This window comes from Humibacter sp. (genome assembly GCF_035547335.1).
Lineage (GTDB): Bacteria > Actinomycetota > Actinomycetes > Actinomycetales > Microbacteriaceae > Humibacter.
On record NZ_DASZVF010000009.1, the window covers coordinates 252,549 to 272,654 of the forward strand.

17 protein-coding genes are annotated in these 20,106 nt (G+C 67.8%); 12 read left to right on the forward strand and 5 right to left on the reverse strand.

Features of this window, described 5'->3' with window-relative positions:
• Positions 1-61 precede the first annotated feature (61 nt).
• A complete protein-coding gene (locus tag VHB92_RS03135; RefSeq protein ID WP_325451262.1) occupies positions 62-913 on the reverse strand; it encodes a FadR/GntR family transcriptional regulator in 852 nt (283 codons plus the stop codon).
• Between the two features lie 242 nt (positions 914-1,155).
• Here VHB92_RS03135 and VHB92_RS03140 point away from each other — a divergent pair, with 242 nt between their 5' ends.
• Positions 1,156-2,118: an aldo/keto reductase gene (locus VHB92_RS03140; RefSeq protein WP_325451264.1), complete on the forward strand. Its 963-nt coding sequence runs from the start codon at positions 1,156-1,158 to the stop codon at positions 2,116-2,118.
• A 59-nt stretch (positions 2,119-2,177) separates the two neighbouring features.
• Here VHB92_RS03140 and VHB92_RS03145 read toward each other — a convergent pair whose 3' ends face one another.
• On the reverse strand, positions 2,178-2,612 hold the full coding sequence (locus tag VHB92_RS03145) for a DUF1622 domain-containing protein (RefSeq protein WP_325451266.1): 435 nt from the start codon (positions 2,610-2,612) through the stop codon (positions 2,178-2,180).
• A 331-nt stretch (positions 2,613-2,943) separates the two neighbouring features.
• Positions 2,944-3,873, reverse strand: a complete 930-nt coding sequence (locus VHB92_RS03150; RefSeq protein ID WP_414653052.1) for a 2-hydroxyacid dehydrogenase — start codon at positions 3,871-3,873, stop codon at positions 2,944-2,946.
• 320 nt (positions 3,874-4,193) lie between these two features.
• On the opposite strand from VHB92_RS03150, the gene VHB92_RS03155 reads away from it, so the two are divergent.
• The 7 genes from VHB92_RS03155 (at position 4,194) to VHB92_RS03185 (ending at position 12,756) form a co-directional block, all read left to right on the forward strand.
• A complete protein-coding gene (locus tag VHB92_RS03155; RefSeq protein ID WP_325451268.1) occupies positions 4,194-5,111 on the forward strand; it encodes a hypothetical protein in 918 nt (305 codons plus the stop codon).
• 63 nt (positions 5,112-5,174) lie between these two features.
• Positions 5,175-6,170 (forward strand): ABC transporter permease, encoded by a 996-nt coding sequence (locus VHB92_RS03160; RefSeq protein WP_325451270.1) that lies wholly within the window; start codon positions 5,175-5,177, stop codon positions 6,168-6,170.
• Positions 6,170-7,105 carry a carbohydrate ABC transporter permease gene (locus tag VHB92_RS03165; RefSeq protein ID WP_325451271.1) on the forward strand — a complete coding sequence of 312 codons (936 nt, stop codon included), beginning with the start codon at positions 6,170-6,172 and terminating at the stop codon, positions 7,103-7,105. The genes VHB92_RS03160 and VHB92_RS03165 overlap by 1 nt, the downstream gene beginning before the upstream one ends.
• A complete protein-coding gene (locus VHB92_RS03170; RefSeq protein WP_325451273.1) occupies positions 7,102-7,779 on the forward strand; it encodes a rhamnogalacturonan acetylesterase in 678 nt (225 codons plus the stop codon). The genes VHB92_RS03165 and VHB92_RS03170 overlap by 4 nt, the downstream gene beginning before the upstream one ends.
• Positions 7,780-7,843: 64 nt before the next feature.
• Positions 7,844-8,428 carry a DUF1961 family protein gene (locus tag VHB92_RS03175; protein ID WP_325451275.1) on the forward strand — a complete coding sequence of 195 codons (585 nt, stop codon included), beginning with the start codon at positions 7,844-7,846 and terminating at the stop codon, positions 8,426-8,428.
• Complete coding sequence (locus tag VHB92_RS03180; protein ID WP_325451277.1) at positions 8,421-11,132, forward strand: Tat pathway signal sequence domain protein; 2,712 nt, start codon at positions 8,421-8,423, stop codon at positions 11,130-11,132. The genes VHB92_RS03175 and VHB92_RS03180 overlap by 8 nt, the downstream gene beginning before the upstream one ends.
• Before the next feature lie 46 nt (positions 11,133-11,178).
• Positions 11,179-12,756, forward strand: coding sequence for a right-handed parallel beta-helix repeat-containing protein (locus VHB92_RS03185; protein WP_325451279.1), 1,578 nt, complete (start codon positions 11,179-11,181; stop codon positions 12,754-12,756).
• 594 nt (positions 12,757-13,350) lie between these two features.
• On the opposite strand, the gene VHB92_RS03190 is transcribed toward VHB92_RS03185, so the two are convergent.
• Positions 13,351-14,358: a LacI family DNA-binding transcriptional regulator gene (locus tag VHB92_RS03190; RefSeq protein WP_325451281.1), complete on the reverse strand. Its 1,008-nt coding sequence runs from the start codon at positions 14,356-14,358 to the stop codon at positions 13,351-13,353.
• A 223-nt stretch (positions 14,359-14,581) separates the two neighbouring features.
• Between VHB92_RS03190 and VHB92_RS03195 the strand changes: the two genes are divergently transcribed.
• From VHB92_RS03195 to VHB92_RS03210, 4 genes are all read left to right on the forward strand, one after another.
• Positions 14,582-15,523: a sugar ABC transporter permease gene (locus tag VHB92_RS03195; protein WP_325451283.1), complete on the forward strand. Its 942-nt coding sequence runs from the start codon at positions 14,582-14,584 to the stop codon at positions 15,521-15,523.
• Positions 15,516-16,442, forward strand: a complete 927-nt coding sequence (locus VHB92_RS03200) for a carbohydrate ABC transporter permease (protein ID WP_414653054.1) — start codon at positions 15,516-15,518, stop codon at positions 16,440-16,442. Before VHB92_RS03195 ends, VHB92_RS03200 begins: the two co-directional genes overlap by 8 nt.
• A 94-nt stretch (positions 16,443-16,536) precedes the next feature.
• Complete coding sequence (locus VHB92_RS03205; RefSeq protein WP_325451285.1) at positions 16,537-17,880, forward strand: sugar ABC transporter substrate-binding protein; 1,344 nt, start codon at positions 16,537-16,539, stop codon at positions 17,878-17,880.
• Positions 17,881-17,965: 85 nt separating this feature from the next.
• Positions 17,966-19,819, forward strand: coding sequence for a glycoside hydrolase family 2 protein (locus tag VHB92_RS03210; RefSeq protein WP_325451287.1), 1,854 nt, complete (start codon positions 17,966-17,968; stop codon positions 19,817-19,819).
• A gap of 58 nt (positions 19,820-19,877) precedes the next feature.
• Here the strand turns inward: VHB92_RS03210 and VHB92_RS03215 are convergent.
• Positions 19,878-20,106: FGGY-family carbohydrate kinase (locus VHB92_RS03215; RefSeq protein ID WP_325451289.1), on the reverse strand; the 229-nt coding region annotated here is incomplete at its 5' end.

Here is a 20,106-nt window from a genome sequence, read left to right on the forward strand (position 1 = left end):
TCGTGTCTTCGATGTTCTGCTGTTGAGGTCTTCCGGCGGCTATCGTTCGCCACCGCGCCGGCTATGAGCCGGTCGCGTGCTCTTGCGCCTGGGTGATGCGCGACTCCGAGTAGTAGCCCGCGACGTGCGCGTGGACGCGGCGGGAGGCATCCGTGTCGTCTCCGGCGAGGATGGCCTCCACGATTCCGCGATGCTCCGAGCGCAGCCTCGCCGACGTAGCCCACCACGACGGCAGGTTCGGCACGGCCTGCAGCACGTATCCCTCGATCGAGTCGCGCAGCCCGGCCATCGTCGCGGTGAGCACCGTGTTTCCGGATGCCTCGGCCAGCGCCACATGGAACCGCGCGTCCAGCGCAAGGAACTCCGCCGGCTCCAGATCGGGGGTGTCCATCGCATCGAGCAGCGCGGATGCCCGGTGCAGGCTCGACATGTGTCCCGGGTCGACCCGGGCGCCCGCGTCCGTCTGCTCCGGCCCGCGCCGGTTCCTGGCGTGAGCGCGCGCGAGGTGCGCCGCGATCGCGGGCTCAACGACGAGTCGCGCCTCCACCACATCGGCCACGGGGAAGCCGTGCCCTGCGACATGGAGGCGCATGACGGCGCTCATGCCGCCGTCGGGCGAGGCGACGATGATCGCACCGGCATTGGGTCCGCTGCCGGTGGCGGTGCGCACCAGTCCCAGCACCTCGAGCACCCTGATCGCCTCGCGCACCGAGGAGCGCGATACGCCGAGATCGGCGGCGAGCTGCCGCTCGGGTGGCAGGTGATCGCCGGGGCGCAACTCACCGGCCAGCAGCCGCGCCTCGACGTGCTCGAGCGCGATGCGCCACGCGCGGGAGGCGGGCGCCGCAGGCTGCATCGGCGCAGGCGTTCCCGCCTGGGGCGTCGCCGCCGCTCCCGCCTGCTGGGTCGTCATGCGTGCTCCTGTGGTCGGACCACAGAAGGCTAGCACCCGTCGAGACCCATGCCACCGGTGCGGTGTGGATCCGCCGGGACCACGTGACTTCCGATGACGCAGCGGAATGCATCCTTCGTGCGCGCGTTGCACAGTAGAGACGTCACCGGAGACGCATCACCGCGGCCCGGTGGCGGACCGTCCGACACGGTCGTTCTCGTTCCCGCCGTCTGCCGGGTGCCGCCCGTCATGAAGGAGAATCCATGTCTGCACCGCGCGCACGTCTCGGCTCGTCCGAGCTCGAGGTCTTCCCGCTCTCGCTCGGGGGCAACGTCTTCGGCTGGACGTCGAACGACGACGAATCGTTCGCCGTTCTCGACGCCTATGCGGATGCCGGCGGCAACTTCATCGACACGGCCGACGGATACTCGCACTGGGTGCCTGGCAACCACGGCGGCGAGAGCGAGCGCACGATCGGACGCTGGCTGGCGCGCCGCTCGGACCGCGACTCGCTGGTGATCGCCACGAAGGTGAGCACGCATCCGGAGTTCAAGGGACTCGCCCCGAGCAACATCAAGGCTGCAGCGGATGCCTCGCTCGGCCGCCTGCAGGTCGACCACATCGACCTCTACTACGCCCACTTCGACGACGCCTCGATCCCGCTGGCCGACACCGTCGGCGCGCTTTCCGAACTCGTGGATGCCGGAAAGGTGCGCGCGATCGGCATCTCCAACTACACGCCGGAACGCATCGACGAGTGGTTCGAGGTCACCGAGCGCGACGGCCTGCACCGCGCGGTGGCGCTTCAGCCCCACTACAACCTGGTCGAGCGCGAGTTCGAGAACGGTCTGCAGGAGCGCGCCGAGCGCTACGGGCTCGGAGTGGTGCCCTACTTCTCGCTCGCGAGCGGATTCCTCACGGGCAAGTACCGGGACGGCGTCGAGGTCGACAGTGCTCGCGCGGGCGGTGCCGCGAAGTACCTCGACGAGCGCGGACGCCGCGTGCTCGCGGCGCTCGACGAGGTGTCGGAGGCGCACGGTGCATCCGTCGCCTCGATCGCGCTCGCCTGGCTGCGCGGACAGCCGACGGTCGTCGCGCCGCTGGCGAGCGCGCGCACGGTCGAGCAGCTGCCCGCTCTTCTGGAGTCGGTTACGCTCCGGCTCACGGCGGACGAGCTCGAGCGCCTGAACGAGGCTTCTGCAGACGACGAGGACGCCGCCGCGTAGGCGACAAAGCTCGTCGGGGCTCCTCGGACTCCGGTCGCGGCGGTCGAACGTCGCGTTCGTCAGGAGCGCGGTTCGAGGCCGCCGTCGTTGCCGCCGACCGAGCCGGTCTGCGTGGGCCGCGCGGCCTGGGCAGGCTCTGCGGTTCGGCCGGGCTGTGCGGCCGCCGGTCGCTTCTGCCACGGCCAGGCGCCCGTGATCTCCAACTCGAGCGACCAGCTGAGGAACGTACGGATGACGACAATGCCGGCCAGCACGCCCACGGATTCCAGCGTCGGCGTGACCGCGACCGTGCGGATGATGTCCGCCGCCACGAGCAGCTCGAGCCCGAGCAGGATGGAGCGGCCCAGCTGCTGACGGAACCGGCGATAGGCATCGCCCTCGCGCATCCGGAAGGCGGTGAGGACGGCGGCTGCGACGGCACCGATCACGATGACGGCGACACCGACGGCGTCGATCACCTTGCCGATCGTCTCGATGATGTCCCCGAACAGCATGCCCACCCCGTTCCGTTCGCGCCGCGACGAACGCGCGCTCTGCGTCGTCGCGATGCTTGCGGACTCTACCGCGCACCCGGTCGCTACCAGGCGAGGCGCACCAACGGCGAGAGGCAAGCCCGGCGCTCGAGCTCGGGCGGGCAGGTGCGGTCGGTGCGTCCGCGTTCAGCGCGCACGGGTTCAGTGCGCCGGGTTCTGCGCGCCCGGATTCAGTGCGCCGCGTTCTGCGCGCGGGTTTCAGGGCGCCGGTGTTCAGCGCGTCCGGGTTTAGCGCCTGCACACGGCCCTGCACCCCAGCGGGCCGGGCTCGACCCAGGTCGTTGGCCCTACGTCAGGTGCGCAGCACCACGTTGAGGGGCGGCTCGCCGGCGAGCATCCGCTCGATCTGACGGCGCAGCAGTCGGGCCATGCGCGGCAGCATCGCGCTCGTCGCACCACCGACGTGAGGGGAGATCAGCACGTTCGGCAGCGCGAACAGCGGATGCCCCTGCGGCAGCGGCTCCGGGTCCGTCACGTCGAGCGCGAATCGCAGCCTGCCCCGTCGCGCGTGGTCGAGCACGGCATCCGTGTCGGCGACGGCTCCGCGAGCGACGTTGACCACGAGCGCCCCGTCGGGAAGCGCGGACAGGAACGCGTCGTCGACGAGGTGCCGGGTGGCATCCGTCAGCGGGGTGCCGATCACGACGACGTCGGCGTCGGGCAGCAGCGAGGGCAGCTCGTCGATGCCATGCACGCGAAGGCCGTCCTCCTCACGGGCACGGGTGGCGACGCGGGTCACCTCGACCTCGAAGCCCGCGAGTCGCGCCTCGACCGCCTTGCCCACGCCGCCGTATCCGACGATGAGCACACGGCGATCGGCGAGGCTGGGGTACCGGGCAGGCGCCCACTCGCCTCGTTCCGCCGCGCGCACGAAATCCGGGATGCCGCGCTGCGACGCCAGCATGAGCGCGACGGCGAGCTCGGCGGTGGACGTCTCGTGCACGGTCGAGGCGTTGGCGAAGACGATCCCGGCGGGAAGCGCGGCGGCGACCGCGTCGTATCCGATCGACTGGCTCTGCACGAGCTGCGTGCTCACCCCGGCGAGCGCGCCGAGCACGGCGGTCCCACCCATGTACGGAGGAACAACGATGTCGAAGTCGTCGCGAGGCGCGGGACCCTGCAAGTCCCACTCGACGAACTCGACACCCTCAGGGGCCGGGCCGGGCAGTGACTCGTAGGCGTTCAGCAGGGCGGTTCCGGGGACACTGACGACGATGCTCACACGTCGACCCTATTCGGCTGGGCAACGGCGTGCTGCGCTCGGCCGCCATTGGACCGGCCACGGCGCGCGTTCGCCTGGCGGACGCTCGTGGCGGCGTGCTTGGTCTGGAGGTGGGACCTCCGCAGGTCTCGCGTCCATCGACGGGTCCGCTCGTTGCCGACGGGTCCACTCGTCCGCGTCGACAGGCGGACCCGTCGACAACAAGGGGACCGATCGCTGCGCGTTCACCTGGCCGACGCGCGTGAGGTCGCCTGGCGGCGGGCATCCCGCCTGCTGGACGGAGGCGGCGCGGGATCCCGTCTGACGTGCAGAAAGTGCGGATGCGCCGCTCGGCAGCAGCACTTTCTGCGAGTGAAACGGGTGCTGGCGGCTTCCTGTGGACGCGGCAGGACGGCAAGCTCGTGCAGAGCTTCACCACCCCGGCATGGAAGAAGGCCCTGGCGTTCGAGAAGAAGATCGTCGCGAACGGGTACATCAACCCCGACTACGCCACCATGGACTCCGTCGACTGGAACACGCCGTTCATGAACGGCCAGGGCGGCATCATCATCGACACCTACTCGCGGGTTCGGCAGATCAACGGGCTGTTCGAGAAGGCCGACCCGAACGACTACCAGAAGTACGTCGCGTGGACGGGCAACCTCGAGGGGCCGGACGGCAAGCTGCACGCGCTCCCTACCGCCTGCTACTCGGGATTCATCGCCATTCCCAAGGCGTCCGTGAAGACCGAGGCGAAGCTGCGCCAGGTGCTGTCGGTGCTGAACAAGCTCAACACCAAGCAGGCCCAGATCCTCATCAACAACGGCATCGAGGGCAAGAACTTCACGGTGGTCGACGGACACGCCCAGGCGATCAACCCGCCGACGGCGGAATCCACGCAGCTCACCAACGACGCGGCGTCATACGCGCAGCTCGGCATCGCGGTGAGCGGCAGCAAGTTCTACACGCCGAAGCAGCTGAACGACTACGACCAGCAGCAGTACGACGCCGAGACGAAGGTCATGAACGCCGACCTCAAGCACGCCGTCTTCAACCCCGCGGCCGCGTACGTGTCCAACACGTATGTGCTCAGCGGCGCGACGCTCGACAACATCATCTCGGATGCCCGCATCAAGTACGACGCGGGGCAGATCGACGACGCAGGACTGGCCGCTGCACTCCAGCAATGGAAGACGAGCGGCGGGTCTCAGGTGACCTCTGAGATCAACAAGCTCTACAAGGCCGACAAGAACAAGTAGTCGCTGCGGGGGCGGCCGATCGCACCGGCCGTCCCCGCACTCGAACCGTAAGCAGGTGCAGTGATGTCGACGCCGACTGTCACGCAGGACGCCCCGATCGCCGAGCTCGTCACCGAGACGGAGCTCGCCAGGATGGGCACCCGTCGCGGCCGCAAGAACAAGCTGTGGGCGCGCGTGGTGCGCTACCGCTGGCTCTATCTCTTGCTGTTGCCCGGGGTCGTGTACTTCGCGCTGTTCAAGTATGCGCCCATGTACGGCGCGATCATCGCCTTCAAGGACTACGTGCCGTTCCTGGGCATCGGCGGCAGCCAGTGGGTGGGGCTCGCGCAGTTCCAGCAGTTCTTCAACAATCCGGACTTCGTCCGCCTCTTGGCCAACACGCTGATCCTCGCGCTCCTGAGCCTCGTGATCGCCTTTCCGGTGACCACCTTCATGGCCCTGATGCTGAACGAGATGCGTCTCATGGTGCTCAAGCGCACGGTGCAGACGCTCATCTACATTCCGCACTTCCTGGCCTGGACGGTGGTGGCATCCCTCACCTATCTGCTGTTCTCGCAGGGAGCGGGCCCGCTGTTCGGTCTGTTGAACGGGCTGTTCGGCACGCACGTCGACTTCCTCACCGACCCGGCGTGGTTCCGGCCGATCATCGTGCTCCAGGACATCTGGAAGAACACCGGATGGGGGACCATCATCTTCCTCGCAGCCCTGGCCACCGTGGACCAGGAGCAGTACGAAGCGGCGATCATCGACGGCGCCGGCAGGTTCAAGCGCGTCTGGCACGTGACGCTGCCGTCCATCCGGCCGACCATCATCGTGATGCTCATCCTGCAGATGGGCCAGATCCTGAACACCGGGTTCGAGCAGATCTACCTGATGACGAACTCGCTCAACCGGCAGGTGGCCGACGTGTTCGACACCTACGTGTACTTCGTCGGCATCACGCAGGGCGCGTACAGCTACTCGACGGCCGTCGGCCTGTTCAAGGCCGTCGTCGGCGTCGTGCTCATCCTCGGCGCGAACTGGCTGGCGAAGCGCTTCAACCAGGAGGGGATCTTCTGATGACCGAGACGTCGCAGCTGCCTGCCGTGCGCGGAACGGCACGCAGGGAGGACCGCGCGCGCGGCGCACGCTTCAACACGCGAGCCGGACGTGCGTTCGATGTCGCGAACGTGGTGTTCCTCGTCCTCGTCGGCGTGCTGGCGCTCGCGCCCTTCCTGTTCGTGCTCGCCCGCTCGTTCGCCTCCGAGACGGAGCTCACCCAGCGTCCGTTCTTCTTCTGGCCCGACCACTTCGACCTGTCGGCGTATACGGCGATCTTCCAGACCCCGTCATTCACCAGGGCCGTGATCACTACCGTGCTCGTGACGGCGGTGGGCACCGTCATCCAGCTGCTGCTCACGGTCACCATGGCGTATCCCCTGGCGAAGCGCGACCTGCCCGGGCGGAACTTCGTGCTCACCGCGGTGGTCGTCACGCTGGTGTTCTCGGGCGGCATGATTCCCACGTTCCTGATCGTCAAGGAGCTCGGGCTGCTGAACACGTACTGGGCGTTGATCCTGCCGCTCGCGATCAACCCGTTCAGCCTGATCATCGTCAAGAACTTCTTCCAGAACCTCCCGGCCGAGCTGGAGGAGTCGGCGAAGGTGGACGGCGCGACCGAGCTGCAGGTGCTGTGGCGCATCGTGCTTCCGTTGTCGAAGCCCATCCTCGCGACCTTCGCCCTGTTCTACGCGGTCGGCATCTGGAACGATTTCATGTCGCCGCTGCTGTACCTCAACAACAGCTCGATGTGGACGCTGCAGATGTTCCTCCAGCAGGTGACGGCGGCCACCGATCTCACCACGGCCCAGCAGTCCGATCCGTCGTACATCCCGCCGTCGCAGGGCATCAAGTACGCGGTGATCGTGGTCGCGACGATCCCCGTGCTGATCTTCTACCCGTTCCTGCAGAAGCACTTCGCGAAGGGCATGCTGATCGGGGCGGTGAAGGGATGACGATCCGTCTCGCCGGCGACTCCACCGTCGCATCCCCGAAGCCCGACGAGCATCCGCTCAGCGGATGGGGCGGATACCTGCACGAATACGTGCCCGATCCGGTCGTCAACTACGCCGTCGGCGGCGCCACGACCGAGTCCTTCATCGACGAAGGACGATGGGCGAACCTCCTCGCCGACCTGGAGCCGGGAGACACCGTCGTGCTCCAGTTCGGGCACAACGACCAGAAGGCGCGGCCCCTGTCGGAGGCGATGGCCGGCTATCGCGCACGCCTGGCCGCGTTCACCGATGAGGTGCGCCGGCACGGCGCCACCCCGGTGCTCGCCACCTCGCCCGAGCGCCGCCTCTTCGCGGACGACAGCCTGCGGCACTCGCACGGCGGGTACCCCCAGATCGTTCGCGACCTCGGCCGCGACGAGGACGTGCCGGTGATCGACCTGACGGCATTCACCCGCTGGTTCTACACCTGGCTCGGCCGGGATGACGCGCGCTGCCTGTTCGTCCACTTCGGCCCTGGAGAGTCGGAGCACTGGCCCGACGGGGTGCACGACGACACGCACTTCAACACGCACGGTGCGCGCGCGCTCGCCGCCTTCGTCGCCCACGCACTGGATGCCGTACGTCGCGTCGGCGAGCACGTCGAGCCGGCCGGTCGGTGGGGTGTGCAGCCGTGAGCCTGTTGTATTCCAATGCGCTGCGGCATCCTGCCGACCTCGACGGATGGAACCGGAGGGGCCAATGCGCGCGGTCGCGGGGCCGCAGGGCCTCGAGCTGGAGAGCACGGCGGACGAGCTCGAGCTCGGCGACCATGCGCATTTCACCGTGTGGTGCCCGGTCGAGCTGCCCGATGGCATCTGCGTCTCCTGGTCGTTCCGCCCCCTGACCGACGAGGGCCTCGCCATGGTGTTCTTCGCCGCGACGGGTGCCGGCGCCGATCTCTTCTCGCCGCGGCTCGCCCCGCGCACGGGTTACTACCCCCAGTACCACTCCGGCGACATCCGCACGCTGCACGCCTCGTACTACCGCAGGAAGTGGCCGAGCGAACGTCGCTTCACGACGAGCAATCTGCGCAAGTCGCCCGGGTTCCAGCTCGTCGCACAGGGGGCAGACCCGCTTCCCGCCGTCGGCGACGTGGACGGCTTCTACCGCGTCCACATCGTCAAGGACGGCCCTTCGGTGCGATTCGGCATCGATGACCTGACCGTGTTCGCCTGGCACGACGAGAGCGATGACGTTCTCGCGGGCGGGCGGATCGGGTTCCGCCACATGGCACCGCTGCGTGCCGCCTATCGAGACCTCGAGGTGACCTCACTGCATGACTGACACGATGAACGACACGGCTTCCGCCATGGACCGGGAGCAGGGCGATCCCGCCGACTTCGACGGAGTCCGGGTGCGATGGCTGGGCGACACGCATCCAGAGCGACTGGAGAACGCCGCGGCATTCGGCGCGCCGATCCCGCGCGGCGCCGTGACGTCGGTCGGCGACCTCGAACTCGTCGACCGGGAGGGCGAGCGCGTCGCCGCTCAGCTCTGGCCGCTGGCAACGTGGCCGGACTCCTCGCTGAAGTGGGTGGGAGTCGCCACATCGGAGGTGCGCGACGGCTATCTGGTGCGACGCGCGGATGCCGCCGCTGCCTCCGGCGGCCCGGCATCCGCCCTCAGCGTGACGCGTGGTGACGACGGAGTGCGCGTCGACACCGGCGCCGTCTCGATGCTCCTGCCGGCGTCCGGGCCCGCGGTCGTCGCCGACGTGCGCATGTCGGGCAGGCAGGTCGCGCGCGATGCGCGTCTGGTGAGCGTGCTGCAGACGACGCCGCCCGACGGCGAGCAGAGCCGCGAGCGCGTCGGATTCGTGAGCGAGGTCACATCGGTCGAGGTGGAGCAGGACGGGCCGATGCGCGCTGTCGTGCGCGTCGAAGGCGTCCACCGTGAGACCGGCGGAGAGCGGAGCTGGCTGCCGTTCACGATGCGGCTGTACTTCACCGCGGGTCGCCCGGGCGTGCGGCTCGTGCACTCCTTCATCTGGGATGGCGACGCCGACCACGACTTCCTGGCGGGGCTGGGGCTTCGGGTAGCGGTGCCGCTCCGGGCCGCGTTGCACGACAGGCACGTGCGCATCGCCGGCGCGGACGGCGGCGTCTTCGCCGAGGCGGTTCGCGGCATCACGGGCCTGCGACGGGATCCGGGTGAGCAGGTTCGGGCGGCGCAGGTCGCCGGCATCCCGACGGCGCCGCTCTCCGAGTGGTCGCCTCAGGTCTCGGACCGGCTCGAGCTGGTTCCGGCCTGGAACGACGTCACTCTTTGCCAGCCGACCCCTGACGGCTTCACCCTGCGCAAGCGCACGGCCGCGGGACACGCGTGGGTCGGGGTGACGGCCGGCACGCGGTCCGACGGCTACGCGTACCTCGGCGACGTCACGGGCGGCATCGGACTGGGTGTCCGCGACTTCTGGCAGTCGTACCCCGTGCAACTCGACGTGCGAGACGCGGCATCCGATGTCGGATCGCTCACCGCGTGGCTCTACTCTCCCGAGGCCGAGCCGATGGACATGCGGTTCTACCACGACGGGCTCGGGCAGGACGACTACGCGAGCCAGCTCGAGGGACTCGAGATCACATACGAGGACTACGAGCCCGGGTTCGGTGACGCCAGGGGCATCGCGCGGACGCACGAGCTCTGGCTGCGGCCGTACGAGGCGACGCCGGCCACAGCCGTGTTCGCCGAGCACGCCCGCCTCGTGGCTGACCCGCCGCAGCTCGCGGCCGAGCCGTCGAGCATCCGCGCCGCGGGCGTCTTCGGCGACTGGTCGCTGCCCGACCGAGGCACCCCGGAGAAGGCCCGGCTCGAGGACCAGCTGGATGCGCTGTTCGCCTTCTATCGCGACCAGGTCGACCAGCGCAGCTGGTACGGCTTCTGGAACTTCGGCGACATCATGCACACGTACGACAGAGACCGTCACACGTGGCGCTACGACGTCGGCGGATACGCGTGGGACAACTCCGAGCTCTCGCCGGACCTCTGGCTCTGGTACACGTTCCTGCGCACGGGACGCAAAGACGTGTTCCGCATGGCGGAGGCGATGACGAGGCACACCGGCGAGGTGGACACCTACCACCTTGGCCGGTTCAAGGGGCTCGGATCGCGCCACAACGTGCAGCACTGGGGATGCAGTGCCAAGCAGTTGCGCATCAGCAACCCCGCCTACCGACGCTTCTACTACTACCTCACGACGGACGAGCGAACGGGTGACCTGCTGCACGAGCTGCGGGACAGCGATCGCACGTTCCTGGCGCTCGATCCGACCCGCAAGGTGCGAACGGATGCCGCCACCTACCGGCCGGACCGGCACGCTTTGGCGATCGGGCTCGGAACCGACTGGGGTGCGCTGGCGGCCACCTGGCTGACCGAATGGGAGCGGTTCGGAGACGAGTGGTCGCGCGATCGACTCGTCGGCACCATGACCGACATCGGTGAGCTGCCGTACGGCTTCCTCACCGGCGAAGCGCTGTACGACCTCGGAGCGGGGCGTTTCGACACGGCCCGATCGCGCATCGCGGTATCGCACCTCAGCGCCGTCTTCGGTCTCGTCGAGATGTGCAGCGAGCTCATCGACCTCGTCGACCTACCGGCGTTCCGGGATGCCTGGCTGCAGTACTGCAGGCTGTTCCTCGCCACCGACGAGGAGCAGGTGGCGGCCGTCGGCGAAGTGCTCACCGGCACCAACCTCACCCAGGCGCACAGCCGTCTGCTCGCCTACGTCGCCAGCCGCACGGGCGACGCCGAGCTCGCGAGACCGGTCTGGCGAGCCTTCGACGCGAGCGGCGAATTCCTGGCCCGCGGCGACTTCCATGACGCGGACGCCGTGCTGCGCGTGCGCACCGTGCTCCCTCCGCAGACGCTGTCGCCTGTCGACGAGGCGGAGGGCGTCTCGACCAACGCGGCGGCGCAGTTCGGGCTCGCCGCCATCCAGAATCTCGCGCTCGTCGGCGACGCCATCGGCGAGCGCGGGCCGGTGCATCCGTGAGCGGAGCAGCCGTGCAACGTGACCACACATCGAAGGAGAACCGCATATGAGAACCGCACAGCGCATCGCCGTCACCGGAGCCTGCATCGCCGGACTTCTGCTCACACCGCTGGCCGCCAACGCCGCCACGGCCGCCCCTGCCGATCCAGCCCAGAAGTCGGCGGACGACTCGGCCCTCTCGGTGCTGTCGGTCCTGAGGCACACGACCTCGCCGACATCGCACGCCTACTTCATCTCCCCGACAGGAGACGACAGCAACCCGGGCACGAAGGATGCCCCGTTCAAGACCCTGATGAAGGCGCAGGCGGTCGCGTCGCCGGGTGACGTGGTGTACATCCGAGGCGGGGTGTACGACGACTTCACCGTTCCGGAGACGGACAACCCGTTCGAGGACGTCTACCACTACGTGAATCCGATCTATAAGAGCGGCATCACGTACGAGGCGTATCCGGGCGACCCCCGGCCGGTCTTCGACTTCAGCAACGTCCCGACGGATCAGCGGGTCGCGGCCTTCTACATCCAGACGAACGTGACCGACGTCAACTTCGTGGGATTCGACGTGACGGGGGTGAAGGTCGGCGCGCAGAAGCAGTCCGAGGCGTTCCGCATCGCGGGAGGCGCCAACTTCGTCGACATGGCGGCGTACGGCAACGAGGCCAATGGCTTCTACTTCACGATCGACGGCACCGGCGTCGTGCTGAACAGCGACTCGCACGACAACATCGGGCCGACGGCGACGGCGGCGGGCAACACAGACGGGTTCGGTGCGCACGCCAAGAACGTGTGGTTCATCGGCGACCGGTCGTGGCACAACAGCGACGACGGATTCGACAGCATCACCTCGCCCGGCCGCGTCGCGTACATCGACGACTGGTCGTTCCGTCAACACGGCAACCAGAACGGCATCGGAGACCAGAACGGGTTCAAGGTCGGCGGATTCGCGTACGCGACGACCGGGCTCCCCGACACGATTCCCGTGCACACTGTGATCGACTCGCTGGCGGCCGACAACGGTGCCAACAACTTCTACGCCAACCACCAGCCGGGGCAGTCCGCGTACTGGATCAACAACACCGGCTACAAGCCCGGATACGGCGCGGACTTCAACATGCTGGAGCGCGTGAGCCCGACGAGCGCCGACAACATCGCCGGATTCCGCGAGGTGCTGCACGGCAACCTCGCCTTCGCCGGTCCGCTGACGCTCAACGACAACACGCCGGCCGCGAACGAGACGAACAACTCATGGACCCTGAACGGCGGCCTCGCCCTCACTCCCGCCGACTTCGAGAGCCTAGACATGCAGCAGCTCACGGCACCCAGAAAACCGGACGGGAGCCTTCCTGATGTGACGTTCCTGAAGCCGGTCGCAGGCTCAGCCGCCCAGAAGGCCGGGCTCGGATACCTCGCCGACAAGGGTGACGTGTATGCGACCCTGCAGAAGCTCGTCGGCGCGTACCGGCAGTCGGGCGACATCGACGATCAGGGCGTCGCGAAAAGTCTGCTGGCCAAGCTGAACGCCCATCAGCTCGGCGCCTTCGGCAACGAGCTCGCGGCACAGTCGCAGAAGCACGTCAGTGCATATGCGGCCGAGACGCTGATCCTGGTGGCGAACGCGCTCGCGTAGAGTCCGTGGTTGCGGCGGTCATCCTCGTGGGTCGATCGCTGGCGGAAGATGCGAACCGGATCACGTCGGGTTCGCATCTTCTGTACTCCACGGCGCCCGGAGTGACGGGTTGGACCGGCGGCGCAGCTGGCGCGATGCCAGCGGCACGATGCCAGCGCCATGCGGATACACCCGCATCCGGGGCCGCCCCATCCGGTGCCACACACTCGCTGCCACCGGGCGTCCGGTGCCGCTCGCGTCCGGTGCCACCGGGCGTCCCGGTGCCACCTGTGTCCCGATGCCCTCGCATCCGAGCCCCGATTGCCGTTTCGCGTGCAGAAAATGCTGACGCCGAAGTCCGCAACCGCATTCTCTGCGAGTGAAACGGGCGTGGCGTGTTGGACCGGCGCGGTGGCATGAGGCGTCCGTGGCGTGCGCCGCGCGCGGACGTAGCCGCGCATCCGAACGGCGGTGGCCCGAGCCGCCGTTTGAATGGCAGAAAGCGCGGATGCGCCGCCCGGCAGCAGCACTTTCTGCGAGTGAAATGAGTAGTGGCGTACAAGTGGTGGCGTACAGAGGGCGCTGTGCAGCCGAGGGGACTGCGGGCCGGAAGGCTCAGCGGAGCGCCGGGGCAGACGACTCGCGCACGAGCAGCCGGAAGCCCGCCTGCTCCCGACGGCCGGGACCGTCGTATCCCGCGATCCGCTCGGTGAGCATCTCGACGGCCCGGCGCGCGATCGCGGACTTGTCGGGCGCGATGGTGCTCAATGACGGCATCGCGAACCGACCGTCCTGGATGTCGTCGAAACCCACGAACGCGATCTGATTCGGGATGTCCATGCCGCGCTCCCACGCCGCGCGCATGGCGCCGAGCGCGAGCAGGTCGTTGAAGCAGAAGACCCCGTCGGGCGGATCCGGCCGTTCGAGCATCTCCCGCATCGCCGACGCGCCGCTCTCCCGGGTATATTCCACGCGCGACATATAGCGGAACGGGTCGAGTCCTGCCTCGGTCATGGCCCGCACGAAGCCGGCCTCGCGCTGGGCGGTCGTCCCTGCTTCCCGGCTCTGACGTCCGATGGCGGCGAGCCTGGTGCGGCCCGACTCGACGAGGTGTCTCGTGGCGACGTAGGCCGCCTCGACGCCGTCCACTGCGATCTGGTCGACGCTCGGCCCGTAGTCCTCCTCGCCGAGGAGCACGATCGGCTGGGCCGCCGCGGCCGCCTCGATATCCGCCGCAGTGAGGCTGAGCGCGTTCAGGAGCACTCCGTCGAAGCTCGCCGAGACGGAGCCGCCCTGGAGCACGGCGCGCTCGCGCGAAGCGTCTCCGTTCGTCTGATCGACGACGAGCGTGAGCGACCTCTGATCGAGCTCGGGGATCAACGATCGCGCGAGATCGGAGAAGTAGGGGATGTCGAGCTCGGGCACCACGAAAGCGATGACGCCCGTGCGTCGGGTTCGAAGCCCCCGCGCGTGCGGGTTGGGCCGATAGCCGAGCTCGTCGATTACGGCCTGCACCCGCTTGCGCGTCTCGGCTCCGACTCGATTGGGCAGGTTGACGACGTCCGACACGGTGCGCTGAGACACCCCGGCCACTTTGGCGACGTCGCGGGCTGTCACCGCCATCGAGCCTCCCGTTGGTGCACGCGAAACCACCGGGCATCATGCGTCCGATTTCGCAAAGATTACTGCTTTGGACGGCGCAGGAGTGTTCTTGGCAAACGTTTGCCAAAATCTTGTGCTACGTAGCACAAGCGCTCTACGTTAGCTCCCGTTCGCCCCCGGAGCAGCCGTCGAAGGAGATGCGCACCATGAGAATCACCACAGGAGTACCCGATTGGGGGCGCGGATGAGCGCCCTCAGCGAACTACGTGCACTGAAACCGACCAAGGCGGGCAAGCGCGCGCGCGACAAGTCGGACACCCGCGACAACAAGGCGGCCGCGGTGTTCCTCGCGCCGTGGATCGTCGGGTTCGTCGCGATCACGCTCGGCCCGATCGTCGCCTCGTTCTGCCTGTCGTTCACGAACTACAACCTGCTGCAGAATCCGCAGTTCACCGGGCTGACGAACATCGGCCGCATGCTGCAGGACTCCGATCTCGGCAGCTCCCTGGTGGTCACGCTCACGTACGTCGTGATCTCCGTGCCACTGCAACTCGCCGTCGCCCTCGCCATCGCGGTGCTGCTGGATCGCGGGATGCGCGGGCTGTCGTTCTACCGGTCGGTGCTGTATCTGCCGTCATTGCTCGGCGGCAGCGTCGCCATCGCCGTGCTGTGGCGACTGGTGTTCGGCGGCAGCGGCCTGCTCAACGCCTTCCTGGCGATGTTCGGCATCCACGGCCCGTCCTGGATCGGCTCGCCGAACACCGCGCTGGGCACCCTGATCGTGCTGCACGTGTGGACGTTCGGCGCGCCGATGGTGATCTTCCTGGCCGGACTCCGGCAGATCCCGCCGGAGTTCTACGAGGCCGCGTCGACGGATGGCGCGAGCAAGTGGCGGCAGTTCCGGTCGATCACCCTGCCGCTGCTCAGCCCGATCGTGTTCTTCAACCTCGTGCTCGGGATCATCGGCGCCTTCCAGTCGTTCACGCAGGCGTACGTCATCTCGAACGGTTCGGGCGGCCCGACGAACTCCACCCTCTTCATCACGCTCTACCTGTATCAGAAGGCGTTCGGCAGCCTTCAGATGGGTTACGCGTCCGCCATCGCCTGGCTCCTGCTGTTGATCGTCGCCGCCGCGACAGCGATCAACTTCTGGGCCTCCAAGTACTGGGTCTTCTACGATGACTGATCAGTCGACGAGCATCCGAACGGCGCCCCCGAGGCCCAGCGGCCGGGACTACTCCCTGCCGAGAGACACGGCCAGGGCCGCCATGCTGCGACGCCAGCGAATCTCGAGCATCGGCAAGCACACGCTGCTCATCGTGCTGAGCCTGATCATGCTCTACCCCGTGCTCTGGATGGTCGCCAGCTCGCTGCGCCCAGACGGGTACATCTTCAACAACCCGAGCCTGGTGCTCGACACGTTCGCCTACAAGAACTACACCAACGGCTGGGGCGCGCTCCAGCAGCCGTTCGGCACTTACCTGCTGAACTCGGCGATCGTGGTCGTCGGCGCCATCCTGGGCAACCTGATCAGTTGCTCGCTGGCCGCCTACGCGTTCGCGCGGCTGAGGTTCCGATTCAAGCGTCTCGCGTTCGGCGCCATGCTCGTCACGATGATGCTGCCGATCCAGGTGCTGATCATCCCGCAGTACGTCATCTACGCGCAGATGGGCTGGATCAACACGTTCCTGCCCCTGATCGTGCCGAAGTTCCTGGCGACGGACGGCTTCTTCATCTTTCTCATGGTGCAGTTCATCCGCGGCATCCCGAGAGAGCTCGACGAGGCGGCACGGATCGACGGCGCCGGCCACGCGCGGATCTTCCTGCAGATGATGCTCCCGCTCATGAAGCCGGCTCTCGCGACCGCCGCGATCTTCACGTTCATCTGGACCTGGAACGACTTCTTCAGCCAGCTCATCTTCGTGACCGAACCGGACAAGTACACGTCGTCGGTCGCGCTGCGGCAGTTCATCGATCCGACGGGCCAATCCGACTTCGGCGGTCTCTTCGCCATGAGCGTCGTGACGCTGGTGCCGGTCTTCCTCGCGTTCCTGTTCGGCCAGCGGTTCCTCCTGCGAGGCATCGCGACCAGCGGCGGCAAGTAGGCCGGCGCTCGTCGATCGTCGTCCGGTGCTCCCGGACGATCCTTCTCCACCCGCAATCCAGTCATCGTCTACGCCCACCATTCGAAGGAGAATCATGAAACGTCACCCGGGATCCCGCGTACGCTCGCGCATCCTGACCGCCGTCGCGGCAGCGGCCGCGTCGGTGCTCGTGCTGAGCGGCTGTGCAGTCGGCAACGGCGGCAGCAGCTCGGACGGCGGACCGCAACTCAGCAAGAAGCCCGTCACCATCTCACTCAACTGGTGGGGTGCCGGCGCGAGGGTCACGGCCACCCAGGATGCCGTGAAGCTATTCGAGAAGGCGCATCCGAACATCACGGTGAAGCTCCAGTCCACTGACTGGGGCAGCTACTGGGACAAGCTCGCCACGACGGTCGCCGGCGGCAACGCACCGGATGTCATGCAGTTCGACCAGCTGTATGTCGCCTCGTACGCGCAGCGCGGGGCCATCGCCGATCTGAGCACGTACAGCAAGTACCTCGACACGTCGTCGCTGTCGAAGAACGTGCTCGCCACGGGCGAGTACGACGGCAAGCTCTACGCCGTTCCGATCGGGCTGAACTCGATGGGCGTCGCCGTCAACCGCACCATCCTCGACAAGTACGGGGTCGAGCTGCCCGACGGCAAGTCATGGACGTGGAACGACCTGAATCGCGTCGCGACCGAGATCACCGAGAAGTCCGACGGCAAGGTGAAAGGCCTCGACCCGTTCGGCGGTGACACGCCCTCGCTCACCCTCTGGGCCCGGCAGCACGGCAACCAGCTGTTCGATCAGAAGGGCAACGTCGTGCTCAAGCCGTCGATGCTCGCCGGATACTGGCAGTACGCGCTCGACCAGATCAAGAGCGGCGTGACGCCCAGCGCGTCGCAACTCGCTGAGGGCGCGACGGGGAACCTCGATCAGTCCGACCTCGCGACGGGCAAGGTCGCCATGACGTTCCTGCCGTCCAACCTCACCGCGTTCCAGGTGGCGGCGCCGACGCAGAAGCTCGACATGCTGCCCTTCCCGAGTGCGGCCGACGCGAAGAAGGGCTGGCAGTACCTGAAGTCGTCGATGTACTGGACGATCTCGAGCCGGTCGAAGCATCCGGCCGAGGCGGCCGAGCTGGTCGACTTCCTCACCACCGATCCGCAGGTGGGCAAGCTGTTCGGCGCCGAGCGTGGAATGCCGGCCAACCCGAAGTTCCAGAAACTGATCGCGCCCGACCTGTCCGGCTCGGACAAGATCGTCATGAACTACATCAAGCAGGTCACGAGCGAATCCGGCACCCCGGCTCCGGTCACGCCCGTGGGAGGGCAGGATGCCGACACCCTGCTGAACCAGCTCTGGCAGAACGTGCAGTTCGGCAAGACCACGCCGCACGATGCTGCTGTGCAGTACATCACCCAGCTGAAGAAGGAGATCGCGGCAGCCAAGTAGCTTGCCCGAGGCGCGGCGGGACGACCATCGAGAGATGCCCGCCGCGCCGCGCTCTGTCCGATCACCACGACATACCGGAAGCATCATGACGCACCCACTCCAGTTCCCGACCGCCCTTTCCGCCGAGACGGGCGGGAGCAGCCAGCAACCGAGACCCGAGTACCCCAGGCCGCAGCTCGTGCGCGATGGATGGATCAACCTCAACGGGCGATGGGAGTTCGAGATCGACTCCGGGGACAGCGGGCTGGAGCGCGGGCTGCTGCACCGCGAACTGGCGGACAGCATCCTCGTGCCGTTCGCTCCGGAATCCGCGGCATCCGGAATCGGGAACACGGACTTCATGGAGGCCGTCTGGTATCGAACCCGGTTCACCGTGCCACAGGAATGGCAAGGCAAGCAGGGCATCCTGCACTTCGGGGCCGTCGATCACGATGCGACGGTGTGGATCGACGGCGTCGAGGTCGCGCGTCATCGTGGCGGATTCACTCCGTTCGAGGCCCGGCTCGGCGACCTCACGGCCGGCGACGAGCTGACGGTGGCGGTGCGAGCGCGCGACTCGCGGCACGAGCCGAAGGCCGGCGGCAAGCAGGCCACCTGGTACGACAACACCGACTGCTACTACACCCGCACCACCGGAATCTGGCAGACCGTGTGGGTCGAGGCCGTCGATCCGCTCCACCTTCGGCGCCTTCGCATCGTGCCCGACGTGGAGGCGCGTTCGTTGCTGTGCGAGCTCGTTTCGAGCCGCAACCTGCCTGGAGCGACGGCCACGGTTCGCCTGCTGGCCGAAGGGCGGCAGGTCGCGACCGCTTCCGTCGGGATCGGCATCGGGATGTCGGGCGCCGCTCGCCTCCAGCTCGACGAAGCGGATGCGCGCACCTGGAGCCCCGCCGACCCGTTTCTCTACACGCTGGAGATCGAGCTTGCAGACGGCACCGGTGTCGTGAGGGACCGGGTGCAGAGTTACGCGGGGCTCCGCAGCGTCGCGATCGACGGCGACGCCGTGCTGCTCAACGGGGAGCACGTCTTCCAACGCCTCGTGCTCGACCAGGGGTACTGGCCGGAGTCGCTCATGACCGCGCCAGACGACGCGGCACTCGAACGCGACATCCGGCTCGGGATGGAGGCGGGCTTCAACGGCGCCCGCTTGCATCAGAAGGTGTTCGAGGAGCGCTACCTGTACCACGCGGATCGGCTCGGCTACCTGGTGTGGGGCGAGTTCGGCGACTGGGGCGTGTCCGGCGCGGGTGCCGTCGGCCACAACCAGGGACAGACGGCGTCGTTCGTGACGCAGTGGCTGGAGGCGCTCGAACGCGACGTGAATCATCCCGCGATCATCGGATGGTGTCCGCTCAACGAGACGCACCAGACGCTGCACGACCGCATCACCGTGCTGGACGACGTGACGCGCGGCATGTTCCTCGCGACCAAGCTCGCGGATCCGACGCGCCCGGTGATCGACGCGTCGGGCTACTCGCACCGGGTGCGCGAGGCCGACGTGTGGGATGCGCATTCGTACGAGCAGGATCCGGCCGCGTTCGCCCGCCAGCAGAGCGGCCTTGCAGCGGGGGCGCCGTACGCGAACACGGAGGACGGACGCACGATCTCGGTTCCCTATTCCGGGCAGCCGTTCTTCGTCTCGGAGTTCGGCGGCATCTGGTGGAACGCGGAGCTGGCCAGGAACGACGACGGCAGCTACTCCTGGGGCTACGGACAGCGCGTTCGCGACCTCGAGGAGTTCCACGCCCGGTTCGCGGGGCTCGTGGCCGTGCTCCGCGACGACGCGGGAATGTTCGGATACTGCTACACCCAGCTCACCGACACGTTCCAGGAGCAGAACGGACTGTACGACTTCGACCGTCGTCCCAAGTTCGACATGAGCCGGGTGCGTGCGGTGCAGACGGCGCCTGCAGCGTACGAGTCGCGCCGGCGCGAGTGAAGCAGCGACGGCGGGTTCGGCGCAGCGCGGCTCGGGCAGCTCAGCGCGGTTCGGCGGCTCAGCGCGGCTCGAAGCGGGAGGTGCGCTGAGTCGCGGCGACGAGCGCCCGGAGGTCGGCCAGCGATCCCGTGATGGCCCCGGCGGCGCGCGCCTGCACGAGCACGTTGCCGAGTGCCGTCGCCTCGACCGGGCCCGCGATCACGGGCACGCCTGCCCGGTCTGCCGTTGCCTGACAGAGCAGCGCGTTCAGTGCACCGCCGCCGACGACGTTGATGGCGGCAAGCGGC